This is a genomic window from Stenotrophomonas sp. STEN054, from assembly GCF_056854535.1.
The window spans coordinates 39,623-57,843 of record NZ_JBXFWG010000008.1; the positions used below are offsets into that span (position 1 = coordinate 39,623).

General features: G+C 67.7%; 13 protein-coding genes. 4 read left to right on the top strand and 9 right to left on the bottom strand.

The window, feature by feature from the left end; translation table 11 throughout:
- Window positions 1-86: 86 nt before the first annotated feature.
- On the bottom strand, window positions 87-1,850 hold the full coding sequence (locus tag AC1VXD_RS04800; RefSeq protein ID WP_482991090.1) for a DNA polymerase III subunit gamma/tau domain-containing protein: 1,764 nt from the start codon (window positions 1,848-1,850) through the stop codon (window positions 87-89).
- Window positions 1,851-1,860: 10 nt separating this feature from the next.
- Entirely contained in the window at window positions 1,861-2,460 is a 600-nt protein-coding gene (locus AC1VXD_RS04805; RefSeq protein WP_482991091.1) for an NfuA family Fe-S biogenesis protein, read from the bottom strand.
- 90 nt (window positions 2,461-2,550) lie between these two features.
- On the opposite strand from AC1VXD_RS04805, the gene AC1VXD_RS04810 reads away from it, so the two are divergent.
- The 3 genes from AC1VXD_RS04810 to zupT all read left to right on the top strand — a co-directional run bounded on the left by AC1VXD_RS04810 (window position 2,551) and on the right by zupT (window position 4,222).
- The gene (locus AC1VXD_RS04810) at window positions 2,551-2,901 is read left to right on the top strand and encodes a 4a-hydroxytetrahydrobiopterin dehydratase (protein WP_482991092.1); all 351 of its coding nucleotides are present in this window, start codon (window positions 2,551-2,553) and stop codon (window positions 2,899-2,901) included.
- Window positions 2,898-3,314, top strand: a complete 417-nt coding sequence (locus tag AC1VXD_RS04815; RefSeq protein ID WP_482991093.1) for an energy transducer TonB — start codon at window positions 2,898-2,900, stop codon at window positions 3,312-3,314. The genes AC1VXD_RS04810 and AC1VXD_RS04815 overlap by 4 nt, the downstream gene beginning before the upstream one ends.
- Window positions 3,315-3,412: 98 nt before the next feature.
- Complete coding sequence (zupT, locus tag AC1VXD_RS04820; RefSeq protein WP_482991094.1) at window positions 3,413-4,222, top strand: zinc transporter ZupT; 810 nt, start codon at window positions 3,413-3,415, stop codon at window positions 4,220-4,222.
- A 267-nt stretch (window positions 4,223-4,489) separates the two neighbouring features.
- Here zupT and AC1VXD_RS04825 read toward each other — a convergent pair whose 3' ends face one another.
- Window positions 4,490-5,464 (bottom strand): RluA family pseudouridine synthase, encoded by a 975-nt coding sequence (locus AC1VXD_RS04825; RefSeq protein WP_108758233.1) that lies wholly within the window; start codon window positions 5,462-5,464, stop codon window positions 4,490-4,492.
- 407 nt (window positions 5,465-5,871) lie between these two features.
- Between AC1VXD_RS04825 and AC1VXD_RS04830 the strand changes: the two genes are divergently transcribed.
- Entirely contained in the window at window positions 5,872-9,111 is a 3,240-nt protein-coding gene (locus tag AC1VXD_RS04830) for an Rne/Rng family ribonuclease (RefSeq protein WP_482991095.1), read from the top strand.
- A 163-nt stretch (window positions 9,112-9,274) separates the two neighbouring features.
- On the opposite strand, the gene AC1VXD_RS04835 is transcribed toward AC1VXD_RS04830, so the two are convergent.
- Genes AC1VXD_RS04835 through AC1VXD_RS04860 form a run of 6 tightly spaced genes read right to left on the bottom strand, consistent with a single transcriptional unit; the run spans window position 9,275 to window position 17,986 of the window.
- Window positions 9,275-10,159 carry an endonuclease/exonuclease/phosphatase family protein gene (locus AC1VXD_RS04835; RefSeq protein WP_482991096.1) on the bottom strand — a complete coding sequence of 295 codons (885 nt, stop codon included), beginning with the start codon at window positions 10,157-10,159 and terminating at the stop codon, window positions 9,275-9,277.
- A gap of 2 nt (window positions 10,160-10,161) precedes the next feature.
- Complete coding sequence (locus AC1VXD_RS04840; RefSeq protein ID WP_482991097.1) at window positions 10,162-13,329, bottom strand: discoidin domain-containing protein; 3,168 nt, start codon at window positions 13,327-13,329, stop codon at window positions 10,162-10,164.
- Window positions 13,326-14,162: a carbohydrate ABC transporter permease gene (locus tag AC1VXD_RS04845; protein ID WP_079222477.1), complete on the bottom strand. Its 837-nt coding sequence runs from the start codon at window positions 14,160-14,162 to the stop codon at window positions 13,326-13,328. Before AC1VXD_RS04845 ends, AC1VXD_RS04840 begins: the two co-directional genes overlap by 4 nt.
- Window positions 14,159-15,040, bottom strand: coding sequence for a carbohydrate ABC transporter permease (locus tag AC1VXD_RS04850; protein ID WP_116864325.1), 882 nt, complete (start codon window positions 15,038-15,040; stop codon window positions 14,159-14,161). The genes AC1VXD_RS04845 and AC1VXD_RS04850 overlap by 4 nt, the downstream gene beginning before the upstream one ends.
- Window positions 15,037-16,332, bottom strand: coding sequence for a sugar ABC transporter substrate-binding protein (locus AC1VXD_RS04855; RefSeq protein WP_482991138.1), 1,296 nt, complete (start codon window positions 16,330-16,332; stop codon window positions 15,037-15,039). Before AC1VXD_RS04855 ends, AC1VXD_RS04850 begins: the two co-directional genes overlap by 4 nt.
- Window positions 16,333-16,381: 49 nt before the next feature.
- A complete protein-coding gene (locus AC1VXD_RS04860; protein WP_482991098.1) occupies window positions 16,382-17,986 on the bottom strand; it encodes a glucoamylase family protein in 1,605 nt (534 codons plus the stop codon).
- Between the last annotated feature and the right edge of the window lie 235 nt (window positions 17,987-18,221).

Below are 18,221 nucleotides of genomic sequence, written 5' to 3' on the forward strand. Positions count from 1 at the left end.
CTGATCCACGCACGGCGTGGATTCACTGGTAGCGCCGGGCCACGCCCGGCGAGCGCGCAGCGCGGCATGCGGCGGACAGTCCGCCGTCAGCGGCTGCCGTTATCTTCCTGGAGTTCTTTCTTGAACGGGATGTCCGGCGGCGGTCTCGCCGCGGCCGGCTGGTCCTGCATGTTCGGGTCGCTCAGGCCACAGCCACCACCGGCCTGCAGGATCGAGATCACGCAGGAGATCTTCGTGCTGGTACCCGGCAACGGAATCTCCATCGCCTTGACGCCCTTGCGCACCCATTCGGCCAGCAGCGATTCCTGCGGCACCCAGTACTTGTCGAACGAGGTCGGCGTGTAGTCGTACGGCGGCCGCTTCAGCCAGCGGCCCGACTCGGCGATGCGCTCCTTGGTCCAGCCATCGTTGGCCCCACCCGGCGCGCCGCGCTCGGCAGCACCCTTGCCTTCCTGGCCGGGCACCCTGACGCTGCCGTCGGCATTGAACAGCCCCTGCCCCGCACCCTGCGAGCTGGCCTGCGCTGCACCGCTGCGCGCACCGTCTCGGTTGCGGTCCGAGGCGCCCCAGTCGTCGCCCTTGGCCGGCGTGGCCCAGTTGCCCGGCGTCGGGGCGGGACGCGCTCCGGCCTGTGCCGGCGTCGCCGCGCTGGCGGCCGGGCGTGCTGCACTCGCGGTGGACGGACTGGCCGCACTGCCGGCCGGGGCCGGCGCAGGTGTACTGCTGGCACCACTGGCGGGAGACGGCGCAGCGACCGGCGCGTTGGCCACGCTGCGTTCGCGCACCTGCACGTCACGACCGGCTGGTGCACGCACGCTGGGTTCGCGGCCCGGCACGGCCGCCATCCGCACCTGCGGGTCGACCACCGCCCGTACTTCGCGCTCGCGCACCTGCATCTCGCGCTGCTGCGGCAGGCGCACCTGTACCTCGGCGCTGCGCAACGGTTGCGGCACCGCCGGTGCTTCCACCGTGGCGACCTCGCGCTCCTGTACCTGTACCTCGCGCACCGCAGGGGCAGGCAGGGCAAGCTGCGGCGTGCGCACCTGCATCGGCACGGCAGGCGCCTGCACCGTCTGCACGCTGAGCTCGCGCACGGCGGGCGTGCTGTCTCGCGGGACGATGTTCACTTCGGTGCGCGGCACGCTGACCGGCGGCACCACGAAATCGGTGGTCGCCTCGGCCACTGCGGTGGCCTGCACCGGTGTCGGCGGAGGCGCAGCCTGCGGTGCGGGCTCGCTCTGCGCCGGCGGTGGCGGCGTCACCGCAGCACTGCTCGCCTGGGCAGGCGCGGCCGCAGCAGGCGCGGCCGGTTGTGGACGCGGCGCGCTGGCCTCGCCCGCCGGCTGGCCACGGGCCACCGCACCGGCTTCGGCAGCAGCGGCCGCCTCGGCGCCGGGCTGGTCGCCGCCGCCTTCCTGCGCGCCGCGGCCGACGAATTCAATCTGCACGCGCTCGCCTTCGGCACCGGCGTCGTCCGGCGCGGCGGTGCGGATCACCGCCACCCACAGCAGCAACAGGAAGAACAGCAGGTGCAGCAGCGCGCTGACCACCGCCGAGGTCCAGCGCATCCAGCGCTGGTCACGCGGGGCCGGTTCCCAGCCCTGCCACAGCAGGCGCCGCGACGCGCCCCACGGGCCCAAGGCCGGCAGCAGCCCGGGGCGTCCGGGCAATGGGCGTGGCAGCAGCACCGCGATCACGTCGCTGGCATGGAACGGCCGCGCGATCGGCTTCAGCGAGCGCAGCCAGATCGCCCAGCCATAAGGCAGGCGCGTGCGCTTTTCAAGGATAAGGGGGTGCTGCTGGCGCGCCAGCAGCAGATCGATCAGTTGCTCGGCTCTGGGCAGAGGCACGCGCTGGCGATCAGGCGGCGTTGCCGCGGGGGATGTACGGCGCGTGGCCGCTGTCATGGTCGGTCGCGTCGCGAACGGCGGTGACGCCCGGCACGCGGCCCATCAGGGTCTTTTCGATGCCCTGCTTGAGCGTGACGTCGGCCATGCCACAACCCTGGCAGCCGCCGCCGAAGCGCAGCAGCACCACGCCATCGGCCGAGACTTCCTGCACGGCGACCTTGCCGCCATGCGAAGCGAGCTGCGGGTTGACTTCGTTTTCCACCACCCAATGCACGCGCTCGACCAGCGAGGCAGCCTCGCCGGGCGCTTCGCCCTTGATGCGCGGGGCCTTGATGGTCAGCTGCTGGGTGCCGGCGGTGCCGGGAACGATGTCGATCTCGGCACCGTCGAGCCAGCCCACGCTGAGCGCGTCGACATAGAGGGTGAAGCCATCGCAGTCCACGGCCCACTCGTCGCCGAGCAGGTCGCCGGGTTCGGCGAACTCCAGGCGGGCGTCTGCGCGCGGCGTGCCGGGATCGACGGCGCTCAGGCGCACGCCCATGCCGGGCACGCCCTCGCGTTCGATCAGCTTGCGGAAGTGGGTCTGGGCAGTGTCGGAGATCTGGATCATCAGGCTATTCTAGCCAAGTCAGCGCCGGTCGCTCATTCGGTTTATACACCGGCCGGCGCATTGTTCAGTCAATTCGAGGTGGAGGAACCCATGTCCGACCTGATTCCGCTGGCACAGGCGCGTTGCGTGCCGCGCAAGGGCAGCGACCACAAGCTGGGCGAAGCGCGCCTGGCCGAACTGCTGCCGCAGGTGCCGGGCTGGGAACTGGCCGAGGCCGGCCAGGCGCTGATGCGCACGTTCCGCTTCAAGGACTACTACGCCACCATGGCCTTCGTGAACGCGCTGGCCTGGATCGCCCACCACGAGGACCACCACCCGGACCTGGGCGTGCACTACGACCGCGCCGTCGTGCGCTACTCCACCCACGACGTGGGCGGGCTGAGCGAGAACGACTTCATCTGCGCAGCCAAGACCTCGGCCCTGACGGAGCACGTGAAATGAATGTTCGACTGCTGAGCCTGTCCCTGCTCGCCGCCACCGGCCTGGCCGGCTGCGGTTCGTCCGAGCCGCCGGCACCGCCGGCTACGCCGCCGACTGAAGTGGCCGCGGTGAAGACCCCGCCGCCGCAGTACCCGATGGAGCTGGCCTGCACCGGCGTGGGCGGTACCAGCACTTTCAAGGTCACCATCGGTGCCGATGGCCGCCCCAGCGAGGTCCTGCTGCTGACCGGCGCCGGCAACGCGCAGCTGGATGAGCTGGCCAAGACCGCCGTCCAGGCGTGGGAATTCAAGGCCGCCACCCGCAACGGCCAGGCCGTGCCCGCCACCATCCAGGTGCCGGTCAGCTTCAACCCGCCGCAGCCGAAGCCGGACCAGTGCTTCGCGGTGGAAGAACGGATGCGCCGCGGCGGCTGAAGGCCGACGTAGCGACCAGGCCAGCCGACGCCCGCCTTGCCCCCACTGCCCCGGCCTGAGCCGGGGCGGCTGCTTAATGATCAGGAACGCGTCGGTAAATGCTGCATATCTCCCCGGAAAACTTCTGGATTGCGCTCGCGGTCACCCTCGCCGCTGGCCTGGCGACCGCCATCGGCAGCCTGCTGGTCCTGTTCTCGCGCCGCCCGAGCCCGCGCCTGCTGGCGTTCGGCCTGGCGTTTGCCGGCGGCGCGATGGTGTATGTCTCGCTATCGGAAATCCTGAACAAGTCGATCGAATCGTTCGCCCTGGCCTACGGAGCGCGCGGCGGTTTCACCTGGGGCACCATCGCCTTCCTGCTGGGCGTGCTGGCGATCGTGGCCATCGACCATCTGATCCCGAACCCGCACGAGACGCTGGATTCGAAGGAACCGGCCTTCCGCGACAACAACAAGGCCTACATCAAGCGCGTCGGCCTGCTGACGGCCGTGGCGATCACCGCGCACAACTTCCCCGAAGGCCTGGCCACCTTCTTCGCGACGGTGGAAAGCCCGTCGGTGGGCATGCCGCTGGCCTTCGCCATCGCCATTCACAACATCCCCGAGGGCATCGCCATCGCGGTGCCGGTGTACTTCGCCACCCAGAGCAAGCTGCACGCTTTCATGGCCAGCCTGCTGTCGGGCCTGGCCGAGCCGGTGGGCGCGGTGCTCGGCTACTTCCTGCTGAAGGGTTCGCTGTCGCACGCCACGTTCGGCTGGGTGTTCGGGCTGATCGCTGGCGTGATGGTGTTCCTGGCGCTGGATGAGCTGCTGCCGGCGGCCAAGCGCTATGCCAAGGGCCACGAGACCGTGTACGGGCTGGTGGCGGGCATGGGCACGCTGGCGATCAGCCTGGTGCTGTTCAAGTGGTGAGTGGTTCCCGGCCAACGGGCTGAGCCCCCTCGCGGCTGGCCATCGAGGGCATCGCTCGCGGTCATGGGCGGGGCCGGCTTGCAGGGGACGCCGTGAACCCATCCATGGGGGCTTGTCCGCGGCATCCATGCCGCAGACACCCCTGCAAGCCGACCCCGCCCGCGCCCCGTCATTTTTCCGTGCACGCCAGCCGCGCGATAAAAAATTGAAAAGCGAAGCGCGCGCTGCGCGCGTGAGTCGAGCGTGGCTCGACTCTACAAGGGTCGCTTACTTCAGCCGGTCCAGCGCTTCCACCAGCTCGTCGGCCAGCGGTGCGTTCAGCACGTACGGGGTCTTGCCGGCGTCCAGCGCGAACTCCAGCGAGGCTGCATGCAGGAACAGGCGCTTCAGCCCGATCTGCTCACGAAGCCGCTTGTTGACTGCCGGATCGCCGTACTTGTCGTCACCAGCCACCGGATGACCCAGATGCTGGGCATGCACGCGGATCTGGTGGGTGCGGCCGGTCTCGATGCGCACTTCGCAGTACGAGTGGCCGCCCTTGCGCTCCAGCACCCGGAAGTGGCTGATCGATTCCTTGCCGATCGCGTTGACCTGCACGTGGCGCTCGCCGCCCTGGCGCAGGCCGACGTGCAGCGGCGCGTCGACCGTCATCACGCCGTCGGGCATGCGCCCGGCCAGCAGGGTCAGGTAGCGCTTGCGGATGCCGGCGCCGTGGTCTTCACGCAGCAGCGCCTGCAGCTCGCTCAGCGCCGAACGCTTCTTGGCCACGATCAGCAGGCCCGAGGTGTCGCGATCCAATCGGTGGACCAGCTCCAGGGTCTGCCCCGGACGCAAGGCACGCAGGGTCTCGATGGCGCCGAAGCTGATGCCGCTGCCGCCGTGGCTGGCCACGCCGGTCGGCTTGTTCAGGGCCAGCAGACGCGCATCTTCGAAGACGATGGCCTGTTCCAGGCGGCGCATGAAGGATTCGGGCGGACCGGCCTTGTCTCCCTCTTCAGTGAGACGAACCGGTGGCACACGCACCTCGTCGCCCGCCTCCAGCTTGCGTTCGGCCTTGGCGCGGCCGCCATTCACGCGGACCTGGCCGCTGCGCACCAGCTTGTAGACCAGGCTGCGCGGGGCGCCCTTGAGCTGGCCCAGCAGGAAATTGTCCAGGCGCTGGCCTGCACGGTCCTCGGGAACGGTGATCATGCGCACGGAAGGCTTGTCGCCAGCGGGCTTGGTGGGGTCTGAGGCAGTCATCGGGCTGTTTATTCTGTTACACTCGGGGGGCGAGATAAGGGATTGATTTTGTTGGAAGTTACTCAGGGCCAGAAGCCCAGCTTCCGACGAATCCGGCACAGTGCGCGACCACCGCCCGCGGGGCGGCCATGTTAGCGGCTCACCGGCCTTCCCGGCCATCGCCGGATGCCTGACACGCAACCGTGCTGAACATGTCCCGTGTGGCGCTCCAGCCTGGCTGACAGCTGCCTCCGGCCCTGCAACACCCCAAAACCAGAAAAGTGAAGCGCTCCCGCGGCCTGCCGTGGTGTCGTAGCGCTGGAAACCCAAGCCGCCCTCCCCGCGCATGCGCGAATGGGCGGTGAACCGTGTCCAGAGGCGAAACCCCATGGCGTTCCGCGCGGTAGCCGCTTGCGAGGAACGCAACAATGAAGCGAATGCTGATCAACGCCACGCAGGCCGAAGAGCTGCGTGTTGCCATCGTGGATGGCCAGTCGTTGTATGACATCGATATCGAGCAGCCGGCGAAGGAACAGAAGAAGTCCAACATCTACAAGGGCCGGATCTTCCGCATCGAGCCCTCGCTGGAAGCGGCCTTCGTCGAATACGGTGGTGGCCGCCATGGCTTCCTGCCGCTGAAGGAAATTTCCCGCGACTACTTCCAGGCCGGCGTCGACCACAACAAGGCCGGCATCCGCGAGCTGCTGAAGGAAGGCCAGGAAATCGTCGTCCAGGTGGACAAGGAAGAGCGCGGCAACAAGGGCGCCGCCCTGACCACGTTCATCTCCCTGGCCGGCCGTTACATGGTGCTGATGCCGAACTCGCCGAGCGCGGGCGGTGTCTCCCGTCGCATCGAAGGCGAAGACCGGGCCGCCCTGAAGGACGCCCTGGACAAGCTGAACATCCCCGACGACATGGGCGTGATCATCCGCACCGCCGGCGTCGGCCGCGATGCCGAAGAACTGCAGTGGGATCTGGATTACCTGCTGAACGTCTGGCGCGCCATCGCCGACGCTGCCCTGAGCAAGCCGGCCCCGTTCCTGATCTACCAGGAATCGCGCCTGATCGTGCGCGCCCTGCGTGACTACCTGCGCGCCGACATCGGCGAGATCCTGGTGGACACCGAGGAGATGTACGAGCACGCCCGCGAGTTCATGCAGCAGGTGATGCCGCAGACCCTGCGCAAGCTCAAGCATTACAAGGACGACATCCCGCTGTTCAACCGCTTCCAGATCGAATCGCAGATCGAAGGCGCCTACGAGCGCAATGTGCGCCTGCCGTCGGGCGGCTCGATCGTGGTCGACCAGACCGAAGCGCTGACCGCCGTCGACGTCAACTCCTCCCGCGCCACCAAGGGCAGCGACATCGAGGACACCGCCTTCCAGACCAACCTGGAAGCGGCCGAGGAAGTGGCCCGCCAGCTGCGCCTGCGCGACCTGGGCGGCCTTGTGGTCATCGATTTCATCGACATGGCCTCCAACAAGCACCAGCGAGAAGTCGAGAACCGCCTGGCCAACGCGCTGAAGTACGACCGCGCGCGCGTCCAGGTCGGCCGCATCTCGCGCTTCGGCCTGCTGGAAATGAGCCGCCAGCGCCTGCGCCCGAGCCTGGGTGAATCCAGCCAGATCGTCTGCCCGCGCTGTGACGGCCACGGCCGCATGCGCAGCGTCGAGTCGCTGTCGCTGTCGATCATCCGCGTCGCCGAAGAGCATGCGATGAAGGAAAACACCGGGCAGGTGCTGGTCCAGGCCCCGGTGGAGATCGCCAATTACCTGCTGAACGAGAAGCGCAGCGCCCTGCGTGAAATCGAGCAGCGCCACGAAGCGCCGATCGTGATCGTCGCCGACGAGCAGCTGCACACGCCGCACTACAACGTCACCCGCCTGCGCGAGAACGAGCTGGGTGAAGACAGCAACAAGCCGAGCTACCAGCGTGGCACCCCGCGCAAGCTGCCGGTGCACGCCCTGACCAAGGGCCAGCTGAACATCCCGCCGCCGGCCGTGACCCAGGTCAAGCACACCGCACCGGCCCCGGTGCGTGCCGAAGCCGAACCCGTGGCCGCTCCGGTCCCGGCACCGGTCGCCGCTCCCCCGGCACCGGCCGCCAGTGGCGGCGTCGTCGGCTGGCTGAAGCGCATCTTCGGTGGCGAGCCGGCTCCGGCCCCCGCTCCGGCCCCGGCAGCCCGCCAGCCGCAGCAGGATGGCGGCCGCAAGGATCGTAACAAGGATCGCAACAAGGACCGCAAGGACCGTCGCGACGACAGCCGTGGCAACGGCGGCAACGGCAATGCGCAGCAGCAGAAGGACGGCGGCAACCGCAAGGACCGCGGTGAGCAGCGCAAGGACGGCCGCCAGGGCGGCAACAACAACGGCAATGCCCAGCAGCAGCCGCAGCAGGGCAAGCAGAAGGACGCCCAGCAGAAGGACGGCCAGCAGCAGCCGCAGCAGCAGAAACAGCCGCGCAACGAGCAGCAGGGCCAGAATCCGCAGCAGCAGCCGAAGCTGAAGCAGCCGAGGCAGCCGCGCCCGCAGCAGGACGGCGAGAAGCCGGCCGAAAAGCCGCAGCGCGCCGCCGCCGAAGCACCGGTCGACACCATAACCGCGGCTGCCGCCGTGGCCGCGACTGCCGTTGCCGCCAACGCGGTGACCGCGCAGGAAGGCACAGCTCCGGTGGCACCGGCTGCACCGGTCGCCGACGTGGTGGCGGCCGATGCAGCACCGGTGGCCGATGCCACGGTGGCTGCAGGCACTGACGCCGACGCGGTTGCCGTCTCCGGCGAAGATGCCGCGACCGATGCTGCAGGCGAACAGGCCGGCGAAGGCGCGACCCGCCGCCGTCGTGGCCGTCGCGGTGGCCGCCGTCGTCGCCGCGGTGGCGCGGAAAATGCCACCGGTACCGATGCCCTGGGCGATGACCAGGACGACGGTGACGATGGCGATGACAACGACGGCGCCGACCAGGTTGCCGACACTGCCGCCGAGGCCACTCCGGTCGCTGCCGCGCAGCCGTCGCGCTCGCAGCCGGAATTCGATTTCGATGACGAAGTCGAGCCGGTGGCCGTGGAAGCCGAGAAGCCCGCCCGTGCACCGGCCGCCGTTGCCACTGCCGCCCCGGTGGTTGCCGTGAGCAGCGCCGTGGTCGAAGCAGTCGCTCCTTCGCAGGAAGCCGCAGCTCCGGCACCGGTCATCAAGGCCGAGCCGGCCCCGCAGCCGGTGCAGACCAGCATGCTGGACCAGATCGACGCCGCAACCCCGGCCCAGCCGGAAGCACCGGTCGCTCCGGTAGCTGACGCCAAGGCGGTGGTCGAAGCGGCCGCCGTGGTGGCCGCGCCGGCACCGGTGGTCGTCGAAGCCGCTCCGGTGGTGGACGTGGCTCCGGTCGTGGAAACCAAGCCGGTGGTTGCTGAAGCCGCTCCTGTGGTGGAAGCGAAGCCGGTCGTCGAAGCCGCCCCGGTGGTCGAAACCGCACCGGTCGTCGAGCAGGCGGCAGCGCCGGTGGCCGTCGAAGCCGCGCCGGTCGAAGCTGCCGCACCGGTTGCCGAAGCCGTGGTGACGACGTCGATCGACCCGGTGGCCGATGGCCATGCCGATTCGGCCAGCCAGGCCGCGGATGCCCAGGCATCGGACGAAGACGAAGACGCCGCCAAGCGCACGCCGCCGGCGAACTGATCGTTCTTTGATCGGATAGAACGAAACGGCGGGGATCGATGATCCCCGCCGTTTTTGTTTTTGCGTCCGGCGCCCCGTCGGGGGATCCACCTTGATTCAAGGCACGCGGGCACGCCCTTGCCAACCAAGGTTGGCACCTACCAGAGCATTGAGGCCCGCCGCGTCAGCGCGCCGGGGCGAACTGCAGGCGGGTCCAGACCCCGTAATGGTCCGACGCCCAGCGACCGCTGTCGTCGGGCTGGTCGAACAGGATCTTCGCTTCGCGCGCGACCATCCGGTCCTGCTGGAAGAAGATGTGGTCGATGCGCGAGGGCGCCTGGTAATAGTGCCGGTTCAAGGTGCTGACGTCGGCGAGGTCGGTGTTCACGTGCACGCTGCCGTAGCTGTCGCCGTAATGGCTGCGCAGCTCACTCAGGTCGCCCGCATCCACCAGTGCGTTGAAGTCGCCGGCAATCACCACCGGGGCACCGGCCGAGGTTTCGGTGATGTAGCGCAGCAGGTCTTCCACCTGGCTGCGGCGGATGCTCTGGCCACGCTCGTCGCTGCGCTCGTTCAGATGCGTGGCATAGACGTTCACCGGCTGCCCGTCCACGTCGATGCGCAGGTGGGCCACGGTGCGGTAGTCATCCAGCGGCTGCAGCAGGTGCTCGCCGTGGGCCAGGATCGCCCGCCGGGTCAGCAGCGCGTTGCCGTAGCGCTTGGGCGCACCCACCGGATCGGTGGAGACGAAGACGTACTTGTAGCCGAGCTGGCTGGCCAGCCACTGTGCCTGGTTGCGCACGTTGCGGCGCTGGATCACTTCCTGCAGGGCGATGGCATCGGGCTGCAGGCGCTTCAGCTCGGCCACGATGGTGCGCCGCCGGGTCGGCCAGTCCTCGCGGTCATGGTGCAGGTTGAAGGTCACCATGCCCATGCCGGACGCGGTCGATATCTCCGCAGCGACCGGTTCGCCCGACGGCTGCGCCATGGCCAACCCCGGCAACGCCAACGCGATTGCCAGCCCCAGAACGCGCACTGCCACGCGCGCCCTCCCCTGCTTCAACGCCATGCTTACTGCCCCTTGCGTTCTGCGCGACGCACCGCGCCAGGCACGTCGATCTCGATCCGTGCCGGCAGCTGGTGCACGCGCAGTTCGCGGTTGCTCCATTCGGCCGGCTCGCCATTGATGGTGGCCGCACCCGGTTCGCCGCTGTAGGGCCACGGCAGCGCGACGCCACCCGGCGGCGGCACCAGGCCCGGCTGCAGGTCCAGCACCAGCTGCTTGTCACTGCGCTGCAGGCGGTAGTTCAGCTGGCCCTGCGGCGTGCGCAGGCCCTGTACCGCGATGCCATCCCCCTGGAACCAGGCGGTGGGAATGCCGGCGGCCAGCACCAGCGCCTCATCGGCGTCGCGGTTGTAGGCGAACATGTCCAGCGCCGAGCGCACGAAGTCAGAGGCCACCCAGGCATGCGGCAGGTCACCGACGAAGAACGGCTTGCGCGGCGTGCGCGAGACCACTTCGGCCCACTGGTTCCAGGCCTGCGGTGCGCGGTCCTTGAAGAAGAACTGGGTGGCCTGCCAGGCACGGTCGCGCCAGCCCAGGCGCACGAAGGCCGCCACGTTGCGCCACTCGTAAGGCGTGTAGTCCTTCCATTCGCGCTTGCCATCGCGGCGCGCGACGAACTCGGCCCAGTAGCGTTCGAAGGTCGCCTCCAGCGCTTCCTGCGGCAGCCGACCCTGCTCACCACCCGGCGCCAGTGCGATGGTGGTGGAGGTGGCATCGAAATCACCCAGCTCGGCGGAACCGGGCAGGTAGTCGATCCTGTGCTGCTGCATGGCCGACAGCAGCGAGGCCTGCAGGTCGTCGCGGAACTGATCGCGCGACTCGCTGATCTGCATGGCTTCGAGCTTGCCCAGCTGGGCCGCCACCTGCGCGGCATCCTTGTAGCCGCGCAGCGCCCAGAAGTTGTCCCAGTACGAGTGCATCGGCTTGGCCGAATAGCCTTCGTGGCTGATCGAAGCCGGCATCATCCCGTAGAAGGCGGGATTGCGCGCGCGGTTCTCTTCGGTGCGCTCGCTGGCGCGCAGCTGCTCCATGTAGCTGTAGGCGCCCTGCACGTGCGGCCACATCAGCTCCAGGAAGGTGCCGTCGCCGGTGTAGCGCCAGTACTCGGCGATGTTGTAGATCAGTTCGCCGTGGCTGTCGTTCTCCGGCACCGGGTCACTGCCGCGGGCATCGACGCAGCACGGCACCTTGCCGTTATCGAACTGGAACGGCGCATACCAGGTCACGTAATCGCGCACGGCATCGCTGCGGCCCATGCGCAGCAGGCCTTCGGAAATCATCGCGCCATCGCGGATCCAGCTGCGCGCATACGAACGCGTGCCCGGCTGCAGGCGCGGGCCGACGCGCGAGATCAGCATGTGCGCCACCGCGGTCCGCAGAGTTTCCACCAGCGGCTGGCCCGCTGCCGGCACCTGCAGGGCGACCACGCCCAGCTTGTCGCGCCACATCGCCGCGACCTGCTGCTGCGCCTTGGCCACGTCCAGCGCCTGCGGCTTCCAGCCGCCGGTCTGCGGCAGCACCACGGCCACCTCGCGGCTCTGCCCGGGCTCGAGCTTGATCGTGTACAGCAGGGCGCCGGACGCCAGGCCGGTGGAATCCTTCACCGCGGTCGTTGCGGGGAACTTGCCCGACGCCAGGTGCATCGCATCGAGCTTGCCATCGAACGTGGTGGCGAAGCGGGCGTCCGGGGCCTGCAGCGGGTAGATGCGCGGCTCGCCGTTCACCCGCACCAGCTGATCGCCCACGTCCAGCGCTTCGATGCGGCTGTAGCCGCCGGTGGTGTTGAGGAACTGGGTCGGCGGGTTGACCTGCCAAGGGCGGATCGCCAGCGCCAGGGTGTATTCGTGGGCGACCTTGTCCGGGTTGCTCAGGCGGTAACGGCCGATCAGCTGGGCGCGGTCGGGCGTGCCCTGCACGAAGCTGGTCACCGACAGGCCGGCCTTCTCATGCACCCAGTCGACCGTGGCGATGGGCAGGTAACGGTCCTGCAGCGACTGCGTGGCGGCCACGCTGGACCAGTCCAGCAGCTTGCCGTCAAGGCGGATGAACGGCTCGATGCTGAAGCTGCCCTTGGCGGGCTCCAGCGCGCCATCCTCGCTGATGAGGGCCTGCTCCTGGCCACCATCGAGGCCAAGCAGGGTCCAGTACGGCTGCTCCCCGACGTAGGCACGCGGCAGCGCACCGCGCGGCAGGTCGGCGGCGACCGAGGACAGGAAAGCATTGGGCGTCGCCGCGAACGCCAGCGGCTTCAGAGCGATATCGCGGATGCCATAGCGCCAGTTCGGTCCGTCTTCCATGTCAAAGCGCACATAGCGCGCATCGGTATCGGGCAGCGCCAGCCAGTCGCGACCGCCACCGCCACCGATGACCTCGCGCACGGTGCGCCAGTCGCGGCCGTCCTCGGAGGTGCGCACGACGTAACGGGTCGCCTCCAGGTCGGGCAGCCAGTCGATCACCGCACCGCCGATCTCGCGGCTCTTGTGCAGGTCCAGGCTGATGGTCTGCTGCTTGACCCCGCCGCTGACCCAGAACGTATCGCTCTTGCCGTCGATCATGCGGTCCTGCAACGCGGTGGCCGTATCGGCGATCACCGACGGCACCAGCGCCGAGTCGTCCTGCGGCGGCAGGCCCTGCAGGGTCAGCTTGTCGAAGCACACCGTGCCGCGGCCACCGACCTTGCTGTAGATGGTGAACTCGACCGCGGCGCTGCGCGCCATCTCTTTTTCGGCCGACGGCCCCCACGCCTTGTCGATCTGCCGGCGGCGGTACTCGACCGGGGTCCAGGCCTTGTTGAAGCTGTAGCCGGGGCGGTTGACCCACCAGACGTTGTCGCCGCTGGCATCGATCAGCTTGAACTGCAGGTCGTTGCGCGGGGAATCACCGCGCAGCTGGAACCCGAACCGGTAATTGGCCGGGTAGTCGATGTTCAGTGCACGACGGATGCCCACATAGCCCGACACCTTGTGGAAGTCATAATCCAGGCACAGCGCGCGGCCGCCGCCGGCGCCGCTGACCGACCGCAGCGAACCGCTGACCTGGTCGGACAGCACCAGCTTCCACGCGTTGATGTCGTCGAAGTCATCCAGCACCTTGGGGGCTGGCAGCGCCGGTGGTGCGGCGATCGCCAGGGAGGTCCACAACAGGCCCAATCCAACGGCGATCGCTCGCTTCATCCCTTGACGCTCCCCAGCAACAGACCTTGGATGTAGTACCGCTGCAGGACCAGGAACAGGGCCAGCACCGGGACCACGGTGACCACCGCGCCAGCCATCATCATTTCAACGTCCATGATGTGCTCGCGCGAGAGGGTGGCCAGCGCCACCGGCAAAGTGTAGTGCTCCTGGTCGGTCAAGACGATCAGCGGCCACATGAAATCGTTCCACGCGCCCATGAACGTAAAGATCGCCAGGGTCACCAGCACCGGCTTGAGCATCGGCAGCACGATCTGGAAGAAGATGCGCAGCTCCCCTGCCCCGTCGATGCGGGCTGCTTCCAGCAGCTCGTCCGGGATGGAACGGGCGTACTGGCGCACCAGGAAGATGCCGAACACGCTGGCCAGCGCCGGCACGATCACGCCGCCGAAGCTGTTGACCAGGCCCAGCTGCTTCATCAGCAGGAACAGCGGCAGCATCGCCACCTGCGCCGGGATCACCAGCGCGGCCATCAGCACCTGGAACAGGCGTTCACGGCCGACGAAGTTCAGCTTGGCGAACGCATAGCCGGCCATGGTGTTGAGCAGCAGCGAACCGAAGGTGATCGCCACCGATACCAGCAGGCTGTTGGCGAAGTTGCCGCCCATGCCGGTGCGCGCGAACAGCTCGGTGTAGTTGTGGGTGGTGACGTGCGAAGGCAGCAGCGGAGGCGGGAAATGGGTCGCCTCACCCTGCGGCATGAACGACACCGAGAGCATCCACAACAGCGGTGCCAGGCTGACCAGGGCCAGCACCAGCAACGCGCCATTGATCATCCACGGGTGCCAGCGCGACTGGCCGATCTCACGACTCATACCAACTGCCTCTTGCGGCCGAAACGCAGCATCACGGTGGTCACCGCCAGGATGATCAGGAACAGCAGGAACGCCACGGCAGAGGCGCGTCCCAGGTTCCACCACTTGAAGCCTTCCTCGAACATGAAATACAGCACGCTGACGGTGCTCTGCAGTGGGTCGCCGCGGGTCATGACGTACGGTTCGGCGAACAGCTGGAAGTAGCCGGACACGGTAATGACGCCGACCACCAGCAGCACCGGGCCGAGCATCGGCAGGGTGATGTGCAGGAACTGCTTCCAGCGCGAGGCGCCATCGATGCGCGCGGCCTCGTACAGGTCATGCGGGATGGCCTGCAGGCCGGCCAGGAAGATCACCATGTTGTAGCCGAAGTTCTTCCACACGGCGAACAGCATGATGGTCGGCATCGCCCAGTTAGGGTCGCCCAGCCAGTCGATCGGGCTGATGCCGATGTGGCCCAGGCCGTAGTTCACCAGGCCGTAGCTGGTATGGAACAGGTACCGCCAGATCACCGCCACCGCCACCAGGGTAGTCACCACCGGGGCGAACAGCGCGGTGCGGAACAGCGCCTTGAAGCGGGCGGCCGGCGCGTTGAGCAGCATCGCCGCGCCCAGCGACACACTGATCGACAGCGGGACACCGATCACCACGAAGTACGTGGTGTTCCACAGAGACTTCCAGAACATCGGCGTCTGCAGCAGGTCGATGTAGTTGCCCAGCCCGACGAAGCGCAGGTTGGCGCCGTCAGCCAGCGCGTACAGGTCGAAGTCGGTCACGCTCAGGGCGAGCGCCGAGGCGACGGGCAGGCCGAAGAACACGCCCAGCACGATCAGCGAGGGGCCGGCGAAGATCCAGCCGGCGAGGGACGAACGTTTCATTGCGGGCTCCCGGCCGCCACTGCACTGGTCGAGCCCGAGGGGGCGTCGCTGCGCTGCAGGCGTTGTTGTTCATGCATCCAGCGGCGCTTGGCCAGCACCTTGTCCACGCGCTGGTCCAGCTCCTCCACGGCCTTGTCCTGCGGCATGCCGCCACGCACCACCTTTTCGGTGACGATGCGCATTTCCTGCACGATGCGCTCCCATTCGAGCACCTTCGGCGTGGGCTTGACGCGCTCCAGCTGGTCACGGAACGCGGCGGCCAGCGGATCGTTGGCCAGAGACGGAGCGTTCCAGGTGCTGCGGCGCGGCGGCAGGTCACCGATGATGGAATGGAAACGGGCCTGGATTTCCGGGCGCGACAGGAACTCGATCAGCTTCCACGACGCTTCCTTCTGCTGCGACTTGCGGAAGATCACCAGGCTGGTGCCACCGGCGATGCCGGCGCCCGGACCGTCCGGGCCCGGCAGGGCGGCGGTGCCCCACTTCCCTTCCAGTTCCTTGGGCTGCAGCTTCTTGAACTCGCGGATGTTCCAGGGGCCGGAGATGTAGAACACGTTGAAGCCGCGGAAGAATTCATCCCAGACGTTGGAGATCTGCGTCTCTGACATCTTCGGCGCCCAGCCCTGCTCGAACATGTTGCCGTAGAAGGCCAGGGTGCGACGGAAACCGGGGCTGGAGAAATTGCCGCGGGTGTCGTCGTCGCGCAGCAGCGGATCGGGCTGCTGCAGGGCCAGCGACAGCTGCTGCTCGAACTCGTTGATCGGCATCAGCACCGCATAGCGGCTTGGCCCCTGCATCTTCTTGATCGCGGCCATCTGCTCATCCCACTCCGCCCAGGTACGCGGCGGATGGTCGAAGCCGGCCTGCGCCAGCAGGTCCTTGCGGTAGTAGATCAGGCGGGTATCGACGTACCACGGCACGCCTACCAGCTCACCGTGGATCACGTTGGTATCCCAGATGCCCTGGAAATAATCCTGCGGATCGACCACCGACGAATGCTGCACGAACGGCTGCAGCGAAGTCAGCGCGTTGAGCTCGGCGAACTCAGGCACCCACGTGTTGCCGAGCTGGCAGACATCGGGCAGGCCGTCGGCGGCGAACGCGGTCAGCAGCTTCTCGTGCGCGGCCGTCCAGGGAATGTTCTGCACATCCACCTTGATGCCGGGGTTCTCGGCCTCGAACTCGTGGATGAGTTCGCTGACCACTTCGGCCTCGCGGCCCATGGCCCAGAAGCGGACCGTGGTGGTGCCCTGCTCGGTGCGCGCGCAGCCGGCCATGGCCAGTGCGGCCATCGCAGGCAGGGCCCAGCGTCGCAGGCGGTCAATCCAATCGTGCACCTTGTTACTTCCCCTGGCCCGTGTTGCGGTTGGCATTGTTCTTCTGTTCCTGCGCGGCAGCCGCGCGTGATTCTGCGATACCGACCGCACGTGCCGCCGCGGCCTTCTCATCCTTTTCCAGCACCAGCGGCTGGAACGACCCTTCCGGGGCCAGCCAGCCACCGCTGAAACCGGCCCGTTCCAGGCCCTTGCGGATGTACGGGTTCTTCTTCATCACTTCCCAGACGAAGTCGTTGCGGTAGTTGGCGATCATCGTCAGGATCGGGCCCTGGTCGATGGCGATGTAATCGCTGGCCACCCAGCCGCGGTCCGGCACCATGCGGCCGGTCTTGATCGGGATGTCGTAGTTGAAGCTCGGGTTGAACGAATCCAGGAAGCCGTAGCTGGAATAGATGTAGTCGCCGTAGCGCTTGTGCATCTCCAGCGTGGCCGGGATCACTTCCTCGGGCGCGAACACGATCGAGGAGATCGCCGCGGTCGGGGCGATGGTGCCGTCATCGAAGTTTTCGCGCAGGCCGGCGCCGCGCGAGGAGTAATGGCGGAACTGGCGCTGCTCGCCACGGTATTCCTGGGTGGTGTTCTGCGGGCCATCGCTGGCGGTCAGGCCCCACACGTTCTCGCCGTAGTCCTTCCACTGCATCGGGTTGGCGATGGCGTATTCGCGGTGGGCCAGCGCGGCCGAGCGACTGTTGAGGAAGTAGGTGCTGCCACGCTCGCGCATGTAGGCATCCTGGATGTCGCGGAAATCGATCCAGACGTGGCTGTACTGGTGGCCGAACAGCGGGCCGAAGGACAGGTATTCCTGCCCCTGGTAGACACCCCAGTCGTTGTCATAGGTGCGCGTCCATACCGTCCACGCATCCGGGCTGACCGGGTGGCTGGGCGAGCCCAGGGCGAGGATGTAGACCATCATCGCCTCGTTGTAGCCCATCCAGTCATGGTCGATGAAGCCGCTCTCGGGGAACCAGCCCATCGAGATCAGCGGCGCACGCTGCTGCAGCCACGGCCAGTCGACCTGCTTGTACAGCTGGTCGGCGATCTGCCGGATCTCCTTCTCGCGCGGGTCCTCGCCGTCGTAGTACGACTGGGCGAACAGCACGCCCATCATCAGCAGCGCGGTATCCACCGAGGACAGCTCGACCCAGCTGTCGTAGCGGCGGCCTTCCTGCATGTCCAGGAAGTGGTAATAGAAGCCCTTGTAGCCGGCCTTGCCGGTACGCTGCGGGCCCATCGGCACGTCGCGGAAGAATTTCAGCGTGGTCAGGGTGCGGTCGATCGCCTGGTTGCGGCTGACCCAGCCGTTCTCGATGCCGATCGGGTACGCGGTCAGGGCGAAGCCCACCGAGGCGATGCTGGCGAACGGACGCGACGGGAAGCGGTCCGGGGTCAGGCCGTTGAGCTCGTTGGTGGTGTCCCAGAAGAACTGGAACGTACGGCGCTCGATGTCATCGAACAGCGGCGGCAGTTCCGGCTTCATCGGCCGCGGCGGTGCGTCGGCCTCCAGCAGGATCACCGGCGGCTTGGGCTTTGCAGGCTCCTGCTGGGCCGGTTTGCAGGCGGCGATGGCCAGGGTCATCGCAGCGGCGGTCAACAGGTGGCGTGCCTGCATGGCGCGGGTCCTCCGGAAAACTGATCGATCGGAAAGCATAACGTCCAATAGCCTGAAATCGTTTACAAACCGAACTCAAAAAAAACCACGCAGCGTGGTCGCGGGACTGTTGCCATTGCCCAGTCCCCTGCCCCGTCATCGGTACGGCGCAGGGGGCTGGACAATGGACCGGCCCAGGGGCCGGCCATTGCCAGGTCCCGATGCCAGCGGCGGACCACCGGCATCGGGGTGTTGC

Coding starts and splice junctions, on each gene's coding strand:
- AC1VXD_RS04805 (WP_482991091.1), bottom strand. CDS start 2,460: ATGATCCAGATCTCCGACACTGCCCAGACCCACTTCCGCAAGCTGATC.
- AC1VXD_RS04810 (WP_482991092.1), top strand. CDS start 2,551: ATGTCCGACCTGATTCCGCTGGCACAGGCGCGTTGCGTGCCGCGCAAG.
- AC1VXD_RS04815 (WP_482991093.1), top strand. CDS start 2,898: ATGAATGTTCGACTGCTGAGCCTGTCCCTGCTCGCCGCCACCGGCCTG.
- zupT (WP_482991094.1), top strand. CDS start 3,413: ATGCTGCATATCTCCCCGGAAAACTTCTGGATTGCGCTCGCGGTCACC.
- AC1VXD_RS04825 (WP_108758233.1), bottom strand. CDS start 5,464: ATGACTGCCTCAGACCCCACCAAGCCCGCTGGCGACAAGCCTTCCGTG.
- AC1VXD_RS04830 (WP_482991095.1), top strand. CDS start 5,872: ATGAAGCGAATGCTGATCAACGCCACGCAGGCCGAAGAGCTGCGTGTT.
- AC1VXD_RS04835 (WP_482991096.1), bottom strand. CDS start 10,159: ATGGCGTTGAAGCAGGGGAGGGCGCGCGTGGCAGTGCGCGTTCTGGGG.
- AC1VXD_RS04840 (WP_482991097.1), bottom strand. CDS start 13,329: ATGAAGCGAGCGATCGCCGTTGGATTGGGCCTGTTGTGGACCTCCCTG.
- AC1VXD_RS04845 (WP_079222477.1), bottom strand. CDS start 14,162: ATGAGTCGTGAGATCGGCCAGTCGCGCTGGCACCCGTGGATGATCAAT.
- AC1VXD_RS04850 (WP_116864325.1), bottom strand. CDS start 15,040: ATGAAACGTTCGTCCCTCGCCGGCTGGATCTTCGCCGGCCCCTCGCTG.
- AC1VXD_RS04855 (WP_482991138.1), bottom strand. CDS start 16,332: ATGGCCGCACTGGCCATGGCCGGCTGCGCGCGCACCGAGCAGGGCACC.
- AC1VXD_RS04860 (WP_482991098.1), bottom strand. CDS start 17,986: ATGCAGGCACGCCACCTGTTGACCGCCGCTGCGATGACCCTGGCCATC.